A 16,115-nucleotide genomic window follows, 5' to 3' on the forward strand; every position below is an offset into this window, starting at 1 on the left:
TTATGGTTGACAATCTATTGTTAGAATATATAATAAAATGGTAATTTAATACATTTAAAGGGGATAGTAATTTGAAATTAACATTGAAAATGTTGAGTGTCGCTGCGCTTGCTCTATCGATTGGGATTAGTATGAGTAGCACGTCTGCTTATGCACAATCCGGTTCTGCTACAGCTTCCTTTCCCAAACCTCAAAATTTCAAACCGCTAATTGAGTCTGCACCATCCGTAACCAAATCCGCTGATCAAAAGAAAATATCTACTAAAAGTATCAGCTTGCAAAACCAAAACCTGCGCAGCCTGACGGCAGCTGAAGATACATACGGCGCCAATACTTCACCAGATCAAGCTATTCCTATTGACAGCAATACTATCATCAATGGCTACATTACTCAGCAGGGAGAGAGCCGCTGGTATAAAACATCCATGCAAGCCAATTTGAAGCTAACTGCTTATATGGCTGCAGGCACTACCAACACCGATTATGACCTGGCGCTATATCGCCTGAACACGACTACGTCTACACTGGAACAAGTCTCCCTCTCTTCTAAAGGTGCCGGACTATATGAACTGCTGAGCTATATTGGAACTCCCGGAACCTACTATATCAGTGTAACTTCTTATCAGGGCGCTGATACAACCAATCCATTTACTCTGTTCACTACGCAGTCAGACAGTTATGATCAAAGTGAGCCGGATGACAACCCCTGGTTTGCCAAGGACCGTGGTACTGCACCTTTCACCAGTCAACAAAACATCGATAATGCTCTCGACGAAGACTGGAGCAAAATCACACTGAATGCACAGAGCAAAGTGAATCTTCGTTTGAATAACACCTCTGCTAATGGTACTTATATTCTGCAAATCTGGGATGCGAACCTGAAAAGCCTGGGTACACTAAACCAAAATACAGATGGACAAATTGTACTTCCTGCTGGAAGCTATTATGTTCAAGTAATGGCACCATCCAACTTTGACCTCACTACCCCATATACACTCAGTGTTAATTACCAGAATGCGGCAATTACACGTGTTGCCATCAGTGAGGTAGTTTCCGACCGTGGCGTGCAAGGAATGGTAAACTATGGTTACGGCCAAAAGTGGCGGGTAGGCTACAACATTACCGTTAAAGGCCGTGCTTTTGATGCTACTGGCAATCCAATTGCCAATGGACTCGTAAGCGTAGGCGTGAAAGTAAAGCTGAATAATAAAATCATCACAGAAGTTGGCACTACAGACAGCATGGGATACTTTGCTATTCCAATGAATATTGGACCGGCTATAGGTCAGTATTCCTACTCTGCCCCGGCATCTACCCATTACTTTGATATTATCGATATTGCCTTTGCAAGTGGAACAAATACTGTGCAAGCCGATATCAATACGCTGTATCATTTTGCATACAGCAGCCGGTAAAATAGAACTTCTGATGAATTTCATTCTACTAGGAATTAGTCTTTACAATCGGTCCTTTTCTTATGGGATCAGATAAAATACAAAACAACGCGGTATCTTTCCTCTGAAAGATACCGCGTTGTTTTGTATTTATGCAATCATTCTATGGCTGGATGCCATAGCATAGATCGGCTATATTAGGTTTTGCGCAGACGTCGCTGAATATAATACACCACATAACACAGCACCATAAAAGCAATTCCGCAGTAAAAAGCCAGACTCTGATTCGGATCAAAGGCTATACCGATACACGACGCCAGACAGAGCACAAAAGCGGCAATTGGTACAAACGGATACAGCGGCGTGCGATATTTCAGATCGCGCACATCATGGCCTTCACGAATATACTGTCTGCGGAACATGAACTGGGAAGCGGTAATGCCCATCCAGACCACGACAACGGCAAAGCCTGATACCGACACCAGGAAAATATATACCGTATCCGGTGCCAGCACACTCGACAGCAGCGCCAGTCCCCCGCCGAGCATGCTGACGATCATCGCATTCAGCGGAATGCCCGCACGGGTCAGTCTGGCAAACAGCGGCGGCAGCAGACGCTCGGAAGAAAGCGACCACAGCATCCGCGAACACGCGTAGAGACCGGAGTTCGCCGCCGACAGCAGCGCGGTAATGATAACAAAGTTCATCAGATCCGCCGCATACGGAATACCGATCCGATCAAACACCACTACAAACGGACTCTCGATCACACCCGCCTGCCGCCAGGGGATCAGGGCCGACAGCACGAAAATCGTACCGACAAAGAAAATAATAAGGCGGCCTACAGTCGCCTTGATCGCACGCGGAATCGTCTTCTCCGGTTCCACACTCTCCCTGGCGGCAATACCGATCAGCTCGGTACCCGAGAAAGCAAAGTTCACGGACAGCATCGCCATAAAGATCGGAAAGATGCCATTTGGGAACAGCCCGCCGTCACTCGTAAAATTACTGAGCAGCGGTGCAGCATTCGTATCGTTCATCGGCAGCAGTCCAAACACCGCAGCTCCGCCCAATACGATAAACAGCAGAATAACCGCTACCTTGATACCGGAAAACCAGAATTCGGCTTCGGCAAAAGAACGCACCGAGAACGCATTTAACAAAAAGACCAGTATCGCGAATATGCCGCTCCACATCCAGACCGATGTATCCGGGAACCAGCGCTGCATTAATAGACCGGCTGCCGTAAATTCCGAACCCAGCGCAACAGCCCAGGTGAGCCAGTACATCCAGGCAATCATGTACCCGGTACCCGGACCAATAAACTTCGCGGCATACGCGTGAAAGGCACCCGTTACCGGCATATGTACAGACAGTTCGCCCAGACAAAGCATCACCAGATAGACGATAACCGCACCGACCAGATAGGCCAGAATCGTACCGAGCGGACCTGCCTGATTAATCGTATAGCCCGAACTGAGAAAGAGGCCGGTTCCGATCACACCCCCGAGAGAGAGCATGACCAGATGACGGCTTTTCATTTTGCGTTGAAATTGTCCGGCTTCGGCTTCCTTAGCCGCCGGTTCCTGTTCTGCTGACATCACATTCCTACCTTTCCTTATTGAAGCTTATTCAATTTGCTGCGCTATGCTTCACCTCTGAGCGCTGCACGCACGCTGCTGATATCTGCGGGTGTCGTACGACAGCAGCCGCCGATCAGCCGGGCTCCCTGCTCATACCAATCGCGTGCCTGCTGTCCATAATCCTGTGTGCATGCAGATCCATGCCACGTCTTGGTCACGGGATCATACTGTTCACCGGAGTTTGGATAGACCAGAATCGGCTTGCTCGTCTGTGACCGCATGGTACGGATCAGCGATGGAATATAGTCGAGAGCAGTACAGTTAATGCCTACAGCTGCTGCCTGCTCCTGCGTATCCAGCCAGGTTGCGCAATCTGCGGCACGTTCTCCGCTGCTGATATGCTCTTCGTCTCTCGCACTGAAGCTGAACCAGGCATACACACCGGGGAACTGCTGCAGCACGGTGATGATGGCTTTTGCTTCGATTAGACAGGGAATGGTCTCGCAGGCCAGCACATCTACACCGGCAGCGACGAGTTCCCGGATACGCGGCTCGTGAAATTGGACGAGCTGCTGTTCATTTAGTTCATAGTCTCCGCGATATTCGGAGCCATCCGCCAGATAGGCACCATACGGACCGACAGAGGCGGCGACAAGCGGACGTGGACGATGTGGGGCTGCAGCGGTTTCGATATCCGGTTGATTGATGACGGACTGATCTGCTGCAGAGTAATTGTCCCTATTGCTCAAGCCTTGATAGCCGGACCAGAACGAATCCCGCGCTTCCACTGCAATCTGTACCGATCTGCGGATCAGTTCTCTCGCCTCCTGCTCACTCCATCCGCGCTGCACAAAGCCCGGAATTGTAGCCTGATAACTCGCCGTAATCGCACAGTCCGCTCCTGCTTCAAAATACCGGTGATGCACCTGCCGGATCGCCTCCGGGTTATCCAGCAGCAGCCGTGCCGACCAGAGACTGTCATTGAGATCCGCACCACTGCGCTCCAGTTCGGTAGCCATTGCGCCGTCCAGGATCATGACCGGGTATTGTTCTAATATAGACTGAATCGGATTCATGCTTTACCCCTTTCATGCAATAAAGTTGATGCTGTTAAAAGTTCCTCCTGACAGAAAATAACTGTACCGGACCCGCCATCAGCGGAAAAAGTGCAGTCTGTCCATCCTGCCAGATATGTCAGCTTATTGTGAACGTATTTTAGATGATTCCTGTTCATTTGTAAACCATATGTACAAAAGACAGCCCGCATGATCGCTGGCTGTCCGGTCTATTCGATATACTGTTTTATTTTAAATGCACTGATCCTTCATCCTGTAATGGCAGCAGGCAGTCGCTCAAAAATGATCATAACTGACAAATTCGCCTACAGGCTTGCGATAGCCTCTAATGCGCTGGCTGTCCGTATCTTCCCTGCCGATGGTGATCATCATCGCAGGTACATACCGTTCCGGAATATCCAGTATCTGCTGAACAGCGGCAGGATCAAAACCGATCATTGGACAGGTATCCCAGCCTTTGTCCTTGGCGGCCAGCATGAATGTCATCGCAGACAGGCTCGCATTACGAATCGCCTCGTCCCTTTTGAATACTTCGCCCCGTTCGTCATAAAACTGCTGCACCGATGCTACCTGAATATCATATTCCTGCTGATTGAGAATGCCGAGATGAAGCAGTCCTTCATTGATCTGCGGGGCATTATGATGGGCATCCATATGACCGAGTACGATCACAACGGCCGAAGCAGTCTGGACTTTATACTGTTTGCCGGAAGCTTCATACATCTGCTGCTTGCGCTGCTCATCCTGAACGACCACATAGTGTGCATGCTGCAGATTAAAGGCAGATGGTGCATACTTGACCAGTTCAAAGATCTCCTCCAGCTCATAGGATGAAATATCGACCTGAGGTAGAAATTTATTGGCGGATCTTCTCTGTTTGATAATGGATACCAGTTCACTCATGCGATATCGTTCCTCTCATTTATCGGGTGGGGTAGATAGATTACAGTCTGAATTGTACAAAATTAGATCAGGGCATCCAGCGAGTAGGCACCTGCACCGGTCAGAGCGACACCGATCAGTACGACGATCAGGATCAGGTTGAACTCGTAACCGCCTGCTGTGTTCCAGAATCCGTTGGGAGCATGCACTTTGACGATCGCCATCACCATGGTCAGCGAGAGCAGCACAGCGACAATTGGAGTGAACAGTCCTGCAGCAAATGCCAGACCACCCAGCAATTCCACCAGTCCGGCTGCTACTGCAGCTGTTACACCAGGCTTGATCCCGAGCGATTCCATCCAGCCGCCGGTTCCTTTGGGACCAAATCCACCAAACCATCCAAACAGCTTCTGCGCCCCATGCGCTGCAAAAATGACACCAATCACAACACGTATTAACAATAATCCCGTACTCCACATTTTCTTTTCCTCCCGGATTTTAAGTTTATTTTTGAATAATAATCTGCAGATGCCTTTGATTGCAGGCTGATGACTGATAAGCAGATTGTTGTTTGTCTGTTCTGCATAAAAGGGCAATGTGCATTAATTCCTTCATATATGGCTATTTCCTAATATCTTTATATTAAGATATTATTCCAAAAAAAATGTGCACTTTGATGTGCCTTGATATCGATTTCTTTATTGATGATTCCGTAGATCATCGCTCACCCTGTTCTACAGAAATTTTTGAAGTATAATCATCTGTACTTCCTCCGTAATCTCTATTTAATAAATCTTAATCTTAAGATATTTATAATATAACGCCTCTATTGATCAATTGCAAGCTTTTTTTATTGTTTATTTTACGTGTTTTTGTGCTTCTATGTTTATGCTCTTGTGTTTCCATTTTTAATCATTGCCGATTGGGTTCCATATAAAAAGCAGCCGTCAAGCCGGACAAATCACTCGGCGCATTTAATCCGCCGACCGATTGCCTGGCTTGCTGGCTGCTTTATTTTTACTTATCCATTGTTATAAAAGGCTTACCTTATGCAGATATGCATCCCTCCTGTCAGTTCCCCATCAACCGCACTTCATGCAGGGTCGGTGTGTACCAGTTGTTCGGATTATTGTGCAGCACGGCATTAACCATATTGATCCGTACATAACGGGCAGTAAATGATACGGCATCCGAAGTGAATCCGTAGGCTGTATTGCCCGTGCGATCAATCGTCGTGTAATTGACACCATCATTGCTGTATTCAATTTTGTATTTGTAATAGGCTTCCGATCCCTTGTACAGGAACCAGGAAATGTTGATCTCGCTGATCTTTTGGGATGTACCGAGATCGACCTGCCACCAGGCGGGCCATGCAGCGGAGCTTGCCGCCCAGGCAGACTGGGCATTGCCATCATTGGCATTGGAAGCAGGAGACGAACCTGCTGCCGAGATCGCTGTCGCCGGTTTACCCTGTGCATGATTGGTCAGTGCCGGAAGTGTAACCTGTCCGGAAGCGGCATCGATATTCCAGCTGCTGTACCAATTCAGGGAAGCGGTACGGGCGCTGTCATTGAGCGTCAGGGGCAGCCAGATAAATTTGTGATCGCTCAGATTAAGCGGATTCCAGCGGTCGCCCATATAAATATAGCTGGTGCCCGAGCTGCCCGATATGGTCGCAATCGAGTGAATCTGTGTCGCATAGGCGGATGGATCTCCGAATGGTGACAGCGCGGACCAGCTGCCTGTCATCGACGAAGATGTTGCGTAGCTGCCCTGATTGGGATACCAGCCGGATGCCTGGGAAGTGAACAGATAGTAGGTACTTCCTTTCTTCACTACTGCCGGCGCTTCCCGGTAGGCGCCCTCGAATACCCAGCCGACAAAGGAAGACACATTCGTATACTCACTGTTCAGCTTGAAGATCGCCATGGAATTGTTGGCACCGCCGTTATTCTGGCGGGAAGCAGTGATCAAATACGCCTGATTGTCCGTATCCACGAATACCGTCATATCCCGGGATTCGTAATTGAGCGGGCGGAAGCTGCCCAGATAGGTAAAGTCTCCATCCGGTCTATCACTGGTAGCCACGGCAACGCGGGCGAGTGAATAGTCACTGCCATTCTCGTAGTGGGCCCACATTACATATTTGCCGGTGGCTTTGTTATAAATGACTTTGGGGCGTTCAATTTTGCTGGAGGCGAGCTCGGCGGCGGAACTTTTGGTCAGGATGCTGCGGCCGAATGTCCAGTTTCTCAGATCGGTGGAGGTGTACACGTTGACCTTGTCGAATTTGCCGCTGACGGCGTGCTCTCCATACCAGTAATATGTAGAACCGACTTTGAGAATATTGCCGCTGTTCGCCTGAATCGGATTTCCTGCGGTGTCTTTCCAGTCTGTTCCGTTGGTGATCGTCGTACTGGCTGCTTCAGCATGCTGGCTTCCGGCTCCCCAGCCGGTCAGTATGAGCAGCAGACCCAGACTGGTGAGCAGCAGCTTGCACGGGAATAAACGGGTGATCTTTTTCATACACTCATCCTCCTGCTTGGATAGTATAGACAGCTTTGGTGGAATACATGCTTATTCTACGAACTTTTGTAAACGCTTACAATCATAGAATAGGGAAATGCTGCCCAATATAAAGGAAGAATTGCCTATGCTGGATCGCTGAATATTAGTTGGTCTTCCATCTGCTTCCCATGATCCGGGAGGGTTAGACGATGAGCATGAGTCATACCGATAGACGTATCACACTGGTTACAGAGGCAAGTAGTCCGCAGGATATGGGGACTGCGATCTGCCGCAAGCTGGCTTCACAGGGCGTGGATATCTTTTTCACCTACTGGAATGCGGATGCCGGGAGAGCTGGCGTATGCGGCGACCAAGGGGGCGATTTCGGCATTTACCAAGTCCCTGTCCCGTGAACTGGCTCTGCTGGGGATTACGGTAAATGCGGTCAATCCCGGACCGACCGATTCAACGTGGATGAATGATGAGATACAAGAATATCTTTTGCCCCAATTGCCAATGGGTCGTATCGGTACACCCGAGGATGCAGCTCGAATGATCGCCTTTCTTGCCAGTCAAGAGGCGCAGTGGATTACCGGTCAGATTATTCATTCGGAAGGTGGATTTATCCGCTGATCTCACACAAGCTTCGCTATTTGGCACCTTTACTTTTCTATATACCGACTCCAATTTCATCCCGCCAGCGAACGGCATGCGTGCGAGCCAGCTCCACAAAGGCATTGAATGACGGCGACTGCCATTTTTTGAGATGGTAGACCATCTGGGTGCAGACGCGCTGATTGTCGTCATTCCACGCCAGCGCAGCCAGCTTGCCTTCTTCCAGCTCTCTGCGGACCGTCATCATCGGCAGGAAGCTCAGACCCAGACCCGACATCACACACTGCTTGATCGCTTCGATACTCCAGAACTCCAGACTGGGATCTGTAAAGATACCATGCCGGTTCAAATGCTGCTCGAACAGGTTGCGGTACAGACAGCCTGTCTCCGTATGCAAAATGGTCTCCAGCCGCAGATGTTCCGGCAGCACCTGCGGCTGTAGCACGAGCGGATGATCCATCGGTGCGATCAGCGTCATGCGCTCCTCGACCAGTGTCTCCATATGCAGATCCCGATCGCCCTCTTCCGGCAGCAGGGTGAACACAATATCCAGCTCGCCCCGGCGCACCTGCTCCTTGAGCTCTGTGCAATTGCCCGGTCTGAGAATCATGCGTACATTCGGATAGCGATGGCGGAATTCCCGAATAATGTCCGGCAGACGCGAGGCGGCGAGCGATTCCGGCGCACCAATATTCAGCGTTCCTCCCGGCTCATCCGACGAACGCACTACATCCCGCGCCATATCATGCATCCGGGCAATCTCCTGGGCATACGGCAGCAAGCGGCGTCCGGCATCGGTCAACAGTATTTTCTTGTTGATCCGGTCAAATAGCGGCGTATTCAGCTCCTGCTCCAGTGCCTGAATCTGCGCGGTAATACTGGACTGTGCATAATCGAGCTTGTGCGCTGCCCGGGTGAAGCTGCCGGTCTCTACTACCGTTAGAAAAGTAAACAAATGTCTCGATTCCATTCCCGTTTCACTCCTTCATCTGATCCGTTTTATAATGATCCATCGGCATAAGCGATGGATGTCATTCATAACTTCCGTTTTTCCGATGGGACTATTATCTGCTAACCTGTAGAAAATTACAAGAAAGCAGGAAAGCATATGTCATCTCTACCTGATCACACTCCTCCCTACACTGGCCATACAGCCGCACAGCAGCCGGAGCTGCGGCATTCGATCGGTATGTCGCAGGCGGTCGCGCTGTATATCGGTGCTGTACTCGGCTCCGGCATACTGATCGCTCCCGGTCTGGCTGCAGAAATGTCCGGCCCTTCTTCACTGATTGCCTGGGGCTTTATGACGCTGCTGATTCTGCCGATGGCGCTGTCCATGGGTCTGCTCTCTGCCCGCTTTCCGAATGCGGGCGGTGTATCGCATTTTGTGACGCTCGCCTTTGGTCCGCGTGCCGGAGCACTGGCAGGCTGGTTTTTCCTTATGTCTGTACCGATCGGTGCACCGGTCGCTGCATTGACCGGTGCCGGTTATATGACAGCAGCGATGGGATGGAGCGACTCCGTTCGCATTCTGCTGGCTGCGCTGATTCTCGCTGCCGGGCTGGTCGCCAACTGGATCGGAATGCAGCTGGCAGGCCGCATTCAGATCGCTGTTGTGCTCTCCATTATTGCCGTACTGACCTTTGCCATTGTGGCGGCCATGCCGCATATGCAGATGGTTCACTTTACCCCGTTTCTGCCGCATGGATGGCTACCGGTCGGACAGTCTGCCGCGATGCTGTTCTGGTGCTTTATCGGCTGGGAAGCGGTGTCCCATATGTCCGAAGAATTCCGTAATCCGCAGCAGGCAGCAGTGCGGGGAATTATGATTGCTGCCGTGATAGTGGGCATTCTGTATTTTCTGACTGCCCTCGCGGCAGTTGGTACACAGAGCTATCTGCATGGCGGCCCGGATACATCGCTCGTATGGATGATCAGCCTCACGCTCGGTCCGTGGGGCGCCGTACTCGCCGGACTCACCGGCCTGTTCATCTGTACAGCTACTATTATTGCCTATGTCGGCGCCGCTTCCCGGGTCGCCTATGCACTGTCCCGGCAGGGCTTTGCACCGCGCTGGATGAGCAGACTGTCTCAGCGATATAGGACACCGGCAGGTGGTCTGGCTTTTCTGACCGGATGCTTTGCCATTGTACTGCTGCTGTACGGCAGTCATGTTCTCTCGCTGTCCGTGCTGATTAAGTTGCCCAATGCCGCTTTTATTCTGACCTATCTGGCAGGCTGTGCAGCCGGTATACGACTGCTGCGCGGATACCGGACAGGCGTGGTCATCAGCTGGATTTCGTTTGCTTCAACAGCAGTGATTTTTCCTTTTTCCGGCTGGGCTATTGTGTATCCGGTTGGAATAGCGGCTGTTTTCCTGCTGATTCTGTGGCTGCGTGCTAAACGTGGAACAGCGCATATTTTTTGAAGACCTTTTTCATATACTTTTCACACATCTCTCCCACGGTTCTCACATAATCGACTGGTAAGATGAACTTAAATCAGCAGTCAGTCATTCGAGAGCGAGTGCCTGACACCGACGGATACAGGACAGATACAGATCGTCCCCACCCGGACAGTATCTTTGCCCCTCACTCCGGCTGACTGATTGCTTATATCCTACTAATGAGGTGACCCTGATGAAAAAATGGTCTAAAAACGCAGCAGCATTGTTAACAGCCGTAACTGTACTCGGAGGAGCAAGCAGCGTATTCGCGGCTACCCCTACTACCACTCCGGCACAACTAGCCCAAAAAGTGGAATCCGCCAAAGCACCTGTCACTTCCAAAACGTCCAGCACCATGAGCAAAAAAGCGCCGGTTACCAAGAAAACACCCGCTGCCAAAAAAGCCGCTCATTCCACAGCCCAAAAAGTGACTCATAAAGCCAAAACACACAAAACCAAAGCAGGCAAATCCGCCACTCACAAAGTAAGAGTACACAAAAAAGCCGCTCACAAAGCCAAACATACCGCCCATAAAGCACGTACTGCACACCAAACAACAACCCAACCGTCCACACACAAATAAAAGTGATACTGTAAACACACTGCCTTACACAAGAGGAATATTGTAAATACACTGCGTTATGCTCACACGCTAACGCTTTATCATTCAGGTATGATTCCCGATTGAAAAGGTTGAACGGTTACTAAAACTTGCTGCAAAAAGGCGGAATGCTCTTCTGAAGAGTTTCCGTCTTTTTGGCATCATCCAGCTCTGGTTGTGATTGCAATCATTCAGATTATCCGGAAGACTTTTCCAACTTTGAAAAGTTCTCTATTCATCTGTTATATTAACATTTACATAAGCGTCTGCTATCGTACATGTGCTATTTATTTCCCTGTAAAGGTGGGCTTGGCATGACCCGTATATTTGTCGTGGATGACGATCCCTACATCCTCCAACTGATCAGCAGCTATTTGATCAAGGAACAATATGAAGTGTCTTCGTTCGCACACGGACGAGAGCTGCTGGAGCATGTACGTGCCCTGCAGCCGGACTGTCTGATTCTCGATATTATGATGCCGGGCATCAATGGGCTGACGCTGCTGACCGAGCTGCGGACCTTTACCGAGATTCCCATCATTATGATCTCTGCACGCGGAGAAGAAGTCGATCGGCTGAATGGGCTGGAGCTAGGCTGTAACGATTTTCTGAGCAAGCCGTTTAATCCACGCGAGCTGGTCGCCAGGGTCAAAAGTATGCTCCGGTTAATCCACAGCAGCAAACTGGCCGCTGAAGCCGCCGTTCTATCGGCATCGGAATCTGCGGACGCTGTGAATGCAGCCGGGCATCTGACGGATGAAACGCCATGTCCACTGAACGCTGACTATATCAGCGCCGGCAATCTGCAGATCTCCGAAGAGTTCCGTCAGGTGATGGTACAGGGACATGAATTGTCCCTGACTGCACGTGAATTCGAACTGCTGCTGTTTCTCGCCAATCATCTGCAGCGTCCGTTCAGCCGGGAACAGCTGATCCAGCAGGTCTGGAATTACGACTTTTTCGGTGAAGTGCGTGTCGTGGATGATCTGGTCAAACGAATCCGCAAAAAGCTCGTGCAATACCACTCTACATTAACGATTGATACCGTCTGGGGCTTCGGCTACAAAGCGGCTGTCCATGAATCATGAAAACGATCCGCAGCAAAATGCTGCTGGCGCTATGCGCAGGCATGCTGGTGACGGTCGCCATTACCGTACTGCTGTTTATCCGGCTGATCGATGATCTGCTGCTGAATCAGGTCAAACATCAGCTCAATGAGCAGACGATCAAGGCGGTGCATATTCTGAATACCGATGATATGGACAGTCTGGACAGCGACAGCTTCCGCTTTTTTATCAAAGACACACTGTTTTATGCAGATTATTTTGTGCTGGATATGCAAAATAAAGTGGTCGCCTCCAGCAATTCCGCTGAAGTCGGCACACAGATGAACGGCTTCCCGGCTAATCGGGAAGGCATTATGCAGCTGCATGATACCAAGGTACTGTACAGTGAAGCCAGGCTGACGCATCAGCCGTTCCGGGTCATATTGTATTCGCCGCTCTCCTCGCTGCGGGCGCTCTATATCCCGCTGCTGCGGACAACCCTGCTGTCGATTACGGCCAGCTTTATCGTGATTTTGCTGATTGGTCTGTTTGCCGTATGGCGCATGGTTCAGCCGCTTAACCGGTTAAAGGAAGCGGTCAGCGCCTATGAACCCCATCGTATGAGCAAGGAGCCATTTTTGCAGGCGGATCACACCGAGATCGGCGAGCTGATCAGCACCTTTCAGCTGATGGCCAACCGGCTGCAGCTTCATCATCGGCACCAGCTGGAATTTCTGCAAAATGTCTCCCATGAACTCAAGACACCCTTGATGTCCATTCAGGGATATGTATATGCGATACAGGATCAGGTGCTGCCAACGGAACAGGGACTGCATATTATCTCGACTCAGTCACAGCGTCTGATCGATATGGTGGGCAAGCTGCTGCAGCTGTCCCGCCTCGAGAGCGTGGATGAGGAATGGCCGATCACCCAGGTTGATCTGCGTAGTATGCTTGAAGAAGCGGTGTATCTGCTGCTCCCCAATGCGCAGCAGCAGGGAATTCAGCTGAGTGTACAGGGTGAATCACAGTCTGTCGAGGTAGCGGCGGAACAACTGTTTCAGGTACTGCTGAATCTGCTGCAAAATGCGGTGCGCCATACGAAAGAGCAGGTGATTCTCTCCCTGGAACAGCCGGAGCACTCTCAGATTGACTGGATTATCCATGTGGATGACGATGGACCAGGTATTGCCCCCGAAGAGCAAGAGCATATTTTCCAGCGTTATTATGCCGGGATCAATGGAGTGACCGGATTGGGACTTGCAATCAGCAATCAGATCGCTTCCCGGCTGCACGCTGAACTATTCTGCGGCACGTCACCGATCGGAGGCGCCCGCTTTACCCTGATTCACTATCGGACTCATCCTGTCCCATCTTCACCTGATCCAATCATGCCATATCCTCATAAAGGTGCTTGACACCATGGTCTGATTGGGTAATCTAATGGTATAGAGGCTGTATAATCATTGCTGAGACGCTGTGTGCTATCCATTGATTAGACAGCCTCTATGCAGATCCAACATCCCGATCACGTGGAAAAGGAGGAATTACGATGTCTGGTATCAGAGTTGCCCGCGATGAAGAGCAGCTGGTCATTGACTGGCAGCGATCCAAGATTGAAATCCCTCTCGGTGAGGCCGTCCATGTCGCTGTTGATCAAGATGTATTCAGTTCTGATGACCATCCGGCTCTGCTCAAGTGCCCGTATGGCACACGGAAGCGGATCGTCATTCAGACGTCGCCGGATACGTATCTCATACTGAACGACAAGTATATCTCTGTTATGAACAAATCCCAATTCGGCAGCCATAGTCTGAAAACACCAGTCTAAGCAGTGTCTGAATCCCTGGTCCCTTTCCCCTGCTATTTGTGACTCGTCATTTCATGACATCCTTCCAGACCTGCAGGCAGATGGTTGTGTAACCAGCTGCAGGCTGAGCTGCGTCGTCTGCCTGCTTCCGGACTGGAAAAGGATGGCCATACCGCAGAAGCTATTTAATGATTCGCCCCCGGATAAACCTTCCTCCAGGGACAAGACTGATTTCCCGGCGGGTCTACTCATCTGCCATCATCCGCCGTATACATACAAGATAAACAAGCTGCTCTGGATATCCTGTACATCATCTGTTATCATGGGTGCGTATGTGATCAACAGATTCCCGAGCAGATTCAGCAGCATCCCGGATCAGATCCGGCAAGATCGGCTTCTGTTTTTGAATGAGTAGATTGGGTAAATTAACAGTGTTTCAACCGGGGCGCATATGCGATTATGCTGACTGGCTAAGTTGATGGCTGTCCATCCAATCCTTGTATCTCATCTATGACATCAACAACATCCATACACCCACACTCATTGATAACAGGGGGGTAACCAATATGGGGTTAACCAAGCAAGAACGTATCCAGCTGCACAATTTTAACAACCTGACCAAATCACTCAGCTTCAATATGTATGATATCTGCTACACCCGGACCAAAGAAGAACGGGAAGCATATCTGGAATATATTGATGAGCAATACAATGCCGACCGCCTGAGCAAAATTCTGACCAATGTATCAGACATTATCGGGGCTCACGTACTGAACGTGGCCAAGCAGGATTATGTACCACAGGGTGCCAGTGTAACGATGCTGATCTCCGAAGGACCGGTAGAGACGGCGCCGAATGCTTCATTTGAAGAATCACCAGGTCCGCTGCCCGAGCATGTACTGATGCATCTGGACAAAAGCCATATCACGGTGCATACGTATCCGGAATATCACCCTGACGAAGGAATCAGTACGTTCCGCGCGGATATTGACGTGTCCACCTGCGGCGAGATCTCCCCGCTCAAGGCGCTGAACTTTATGATCCATTCCTTTGATACGGATATTATGACGATGGATTACCGGGTTCGCGGCTTTACGCGTGATATCGAAGGCCACAAGCTGTTTATCGATCATGATATCAGTTCCATTCAGAACTTTATCCCGGACGAGGTTCAGGATATGTACCATATGATCGATGTGAACGTATATCAGGAAAATATTTTCCACACCAAATGCAAACTGAAAAAATTCGATCTGGACAACTATCTATTCGGCTATACCAAGGAGTCTCTCTCCGAGGAAGAACAGGCACAGATCACCAAAAGACTGACCCGCGAAATGGATGAAATCTATTACGCCAAAAATATGGACGATAAGGACGAGTAGGAATGAGTCACGAACTACTGACTGATGTGCAGCATCATGAAGGTTATCGTGAAGCACAATTTTTCTCTCTCCTATTTCAGCGAAATGTCTCTGTGCACCTGATGGACACAGAGACTCCGCTGGAGATCAATCGGCCAGAAGACATTTTGCCGCTGATCCAGCCGCTCGCTCTATCAATTCCATCAATCTCTGCTGAAGAGACTGTACAGACAGACCGATGATTCATGTAGAGCTGGACTGTAACTGGGAAACTAAGTACGGGCTGGAATAGCTGATCCGAGATGAGCAGATTCTGTATGTCGGCAGCCGTGAAATGCTGCGGGAATGGCAGCCTGAATCCTATTATGCGGACTATACACTTAATTATGTATTTGGGAATACATATGACGATCTCTAGAAGATCCGAAAATACTTCCCTCGGACAGGCACCGACTTCAATCGGTGTCTTTTTTGTTATGCTTTTACAGCATGAATATGTCCCGTAGCCCTCCATATATCCCATAACTTTGGATAAGTCCGTATCTATTGTTTATACTTATTCGTTTTCTTAATTGCTGGCTAAACTATACTATCCGAAAAGGAGAACAAACCATGAAAATTGCCAATGGAGTAACCATGCTTGAACTTCAGATTGAATCTTTCGCCGGTCCTCAGGAGCTGAATCCCACGCTTGTCTGGGACGGGGATCATACTGTGCTGATTGACATGGGCACCCCCGTGATCCGGACAGCGATGAATGAGGCCGAGACATACGTCAAGACATAATGAA

15 protein-coding genes and 1 pseudogene are annotated in these 16,115 nt (G+C 49.8%); 10 read left to right on the forward strand and 6 right to left on the reverse strand.

Annotated elements, in window-relative coordinates:
- Positions 1-71 precede the first annotated feature (71 nt).
- The gene (locus M1D61_RS16070) at positions 72-1,415 is read left to right on the forward strand and encodes a carboxypeptidase regulatory-like domain-containing protein (RefSeq protein WP_458119656.1); all 1,344 of its coding nucleotides are present in this window, start codon (positions 72-74) and stop codon (positions 1,413-1,415) included.
- A gap of 176 nt (positions 1,416-1,591) precedes the next feature.
- Here M1D61_RS16070 and M1D61_RS16075 read toward each other — a convergent pair whose 3' ends face one another.
- The 5 genes from M1D61_RS16075 to M1D61_RS16095 all read right to left on the reverse strand — a co-directional run bounded on the left by M1D61_RS16075 (position 1,592) and on the right by M1D61_RS16095 (position 7,461).
- Entirely contained in the window at positions 1,592-2,995 is a 1,404-nt protein-coding gene (locus M1D61_RS16075) for an amino acid permease (RefSeq protein WP_458119657.1), read from the reverse strand.
- Between the two features lie 44 nt (positions 2,996-3,039).
- On the reverse strand, positions 3,040-4,053 hold the full coding sequence (gene mmuM, locus M1D61_RS16080) for a homocysteine S-methyltransferase (RefSeq protein ID WP_458119658.1): 1,014 nt from the start codon (positions 4,051-4,053) through the stop codon (positions 3,040-3,042).
- 276 nt (positions 4,054-4,329) lie between these two features.
- Positions 4,330-4,956, reverse strand: coding sequence for a nitroreductase family protein (locus tag M1D61_RS16085; protein WP_458119659.1), 627 nt, complete (start codon positions 4,954-4,956; stop codon positions 4,330-4,332).
- Between the two features lie 62 nt (positions 4,957-5,018).
- Positions 5,019-5,414, reverse strand: coding sequence for a DoxX family protein (locus M1D61_RS16090; RefSeq protein ID WP_458119660.1), 396 nt, complete (start codon positions 5,412-5,414; stop codon positions 5,019-5,021).
- Positions 5,415-6,006: 592 nt separating this feature from the next.
- Positions 6,007-7,461, reverse strand: coding sequence for a family 43 glycosylhydrolase (locus tag M1D61_RS16095; RefSeq protein ID WP_458119661.1), 1,455 nt, complete (start codon positions 7,459-7,461; stop codon positions 6,007-6,009).
- A gap of 197 nt (positions 7,462-7,658) precedes the next feature.
- Between M1D61_RS16095 and M1D61_RS16100 the strand changes: the two are divergent.
- Positions 7,659-8,076, forward strand: a pseudogene (locus M1D61_RS16100) (SDR family oxidoreductase).
- A 37-nt stretch (positions 8,077-8,113) separates the two neighbouring features.
- On the opposite strand, the gene M1D61_RS16105 reads toward M1D61_RS16100, so the two are convergent.
- Positions 8,114-9,028, reverse strand: a complete 915-nt coding sequence (locus tag M1D61_RS16105; protein WP_458119662.1) for a LysR family transcriptional regulator — start codon at positions 9,026-9,028, stop codon at positions 8,114-8,116.
- Positions 9,029-9,166: 138 nt separating this feature from the next.
- On the opposite strand from M1D61_RS16105, the gene M1D61_RS16110 reads away from it, so the two are divergent.
- The 8 genes from M1D61_RS16110 (at position 9,167) to M1D61_RS16145 (ending at position 16,111) form a co-directional block, all read left to right on the forward strand.
- Positions 9,167-10,486 (forward strand): amino acid permease, encoded by a 1,320-nt coding sequence (locus M1D61_RS16110; protein ID WP_458119663.1) that lies wholly within the window; start codon positions 9,167-9,169, stop codon positions 10,484-10,486.
- A gap of 211 nt (positions 10,487-10,697) precedes the next feature.
- Complete coding sequence (locus tag M1D61_RS16115; protein ID WP_458119664.1) at positions 10,698-11,087, forward strand: hypothetical protein; 390 nt, start codon at positions 10,698-10,700, stop codon at positions 11,085-11,087.
- Positions 11,088-11,419: 332 nt separating this feature from the next.
- Positions 11,420-12,193, forward strand: a complete 774-nt coding sequence (locus M1D61_RS16120) for a response regulator transcription factor (RefSeq protein WP_458119665.1) — start codon at positions 11,420-11,422, stop codon at positions 12,191-12,193.
- On the forward strand, positions 12,190-13,569 hold the full coding sequence (locus M1D61_RS16125) for a sensor histidine kinase (protein ID WP_458119666.1): 1,380 nt from the start codon (positions 12,190-12,192) through the stop codon (positions 13,567-13,569). Before M1D61_RS16120 ends, M1D61_RS16125 begins: the two co-directional genes overlap by 4 nt.
- 134 nt (positions 13,570-13,703) lie before the next feature.
- Positions 13,704-13,982, forward strand: a complete 279-nt coding sequence (locus M1D61_RS16130) for a SunI/YnzG family protein (protein WP_458119667.1) — start codon at positions 13,704-13,706, stop codon at positions 13,980-13,982.
- A 545-nt stretch (positions 13,983-14,527) separates the two neighbouring features.
- Positions 14,528-15,346 carry an adenosylmethionine decarboxylase gene (speD, locus tag M1D61_RS16135; RefSeq protein WP_046213004.1) on the forward strand — a complete coding sequence of 273 codons (819 nt, stop codon included), beginning with the start codon at positions 14,528-14,530 and terminating at the stop codon, positions 15,344-15,346.
- Positions 15,347-15,348: 2 nt separating this feature from the next.
- Entirely contained in the window at positions 15,349-15,567 is a 219-nt protein-coding gene (locus M1D61_RS16140) for a hypothetical protein (protein ID WP_458119668.1), read from the forward strand.
- A 370-nt stretch (positions 15,568-15,937) separates the two neighbouring features.
- Complete coding sequence (locus M1D61_RS16145) at positions 15,938-16,111, forward strand: hypothetical protein (RefSeq protein WP_458119669.1); 174 nt, start codon at positions 15,938-15,940, stop codon at positions 16,109-16,111.
- Positions 16,112-16,115: the final 4 nt, after the last annotated feature.

It is taken from the genome of Paenibacillus sp. Z6-24 (genome assembly GCF_054161335.1).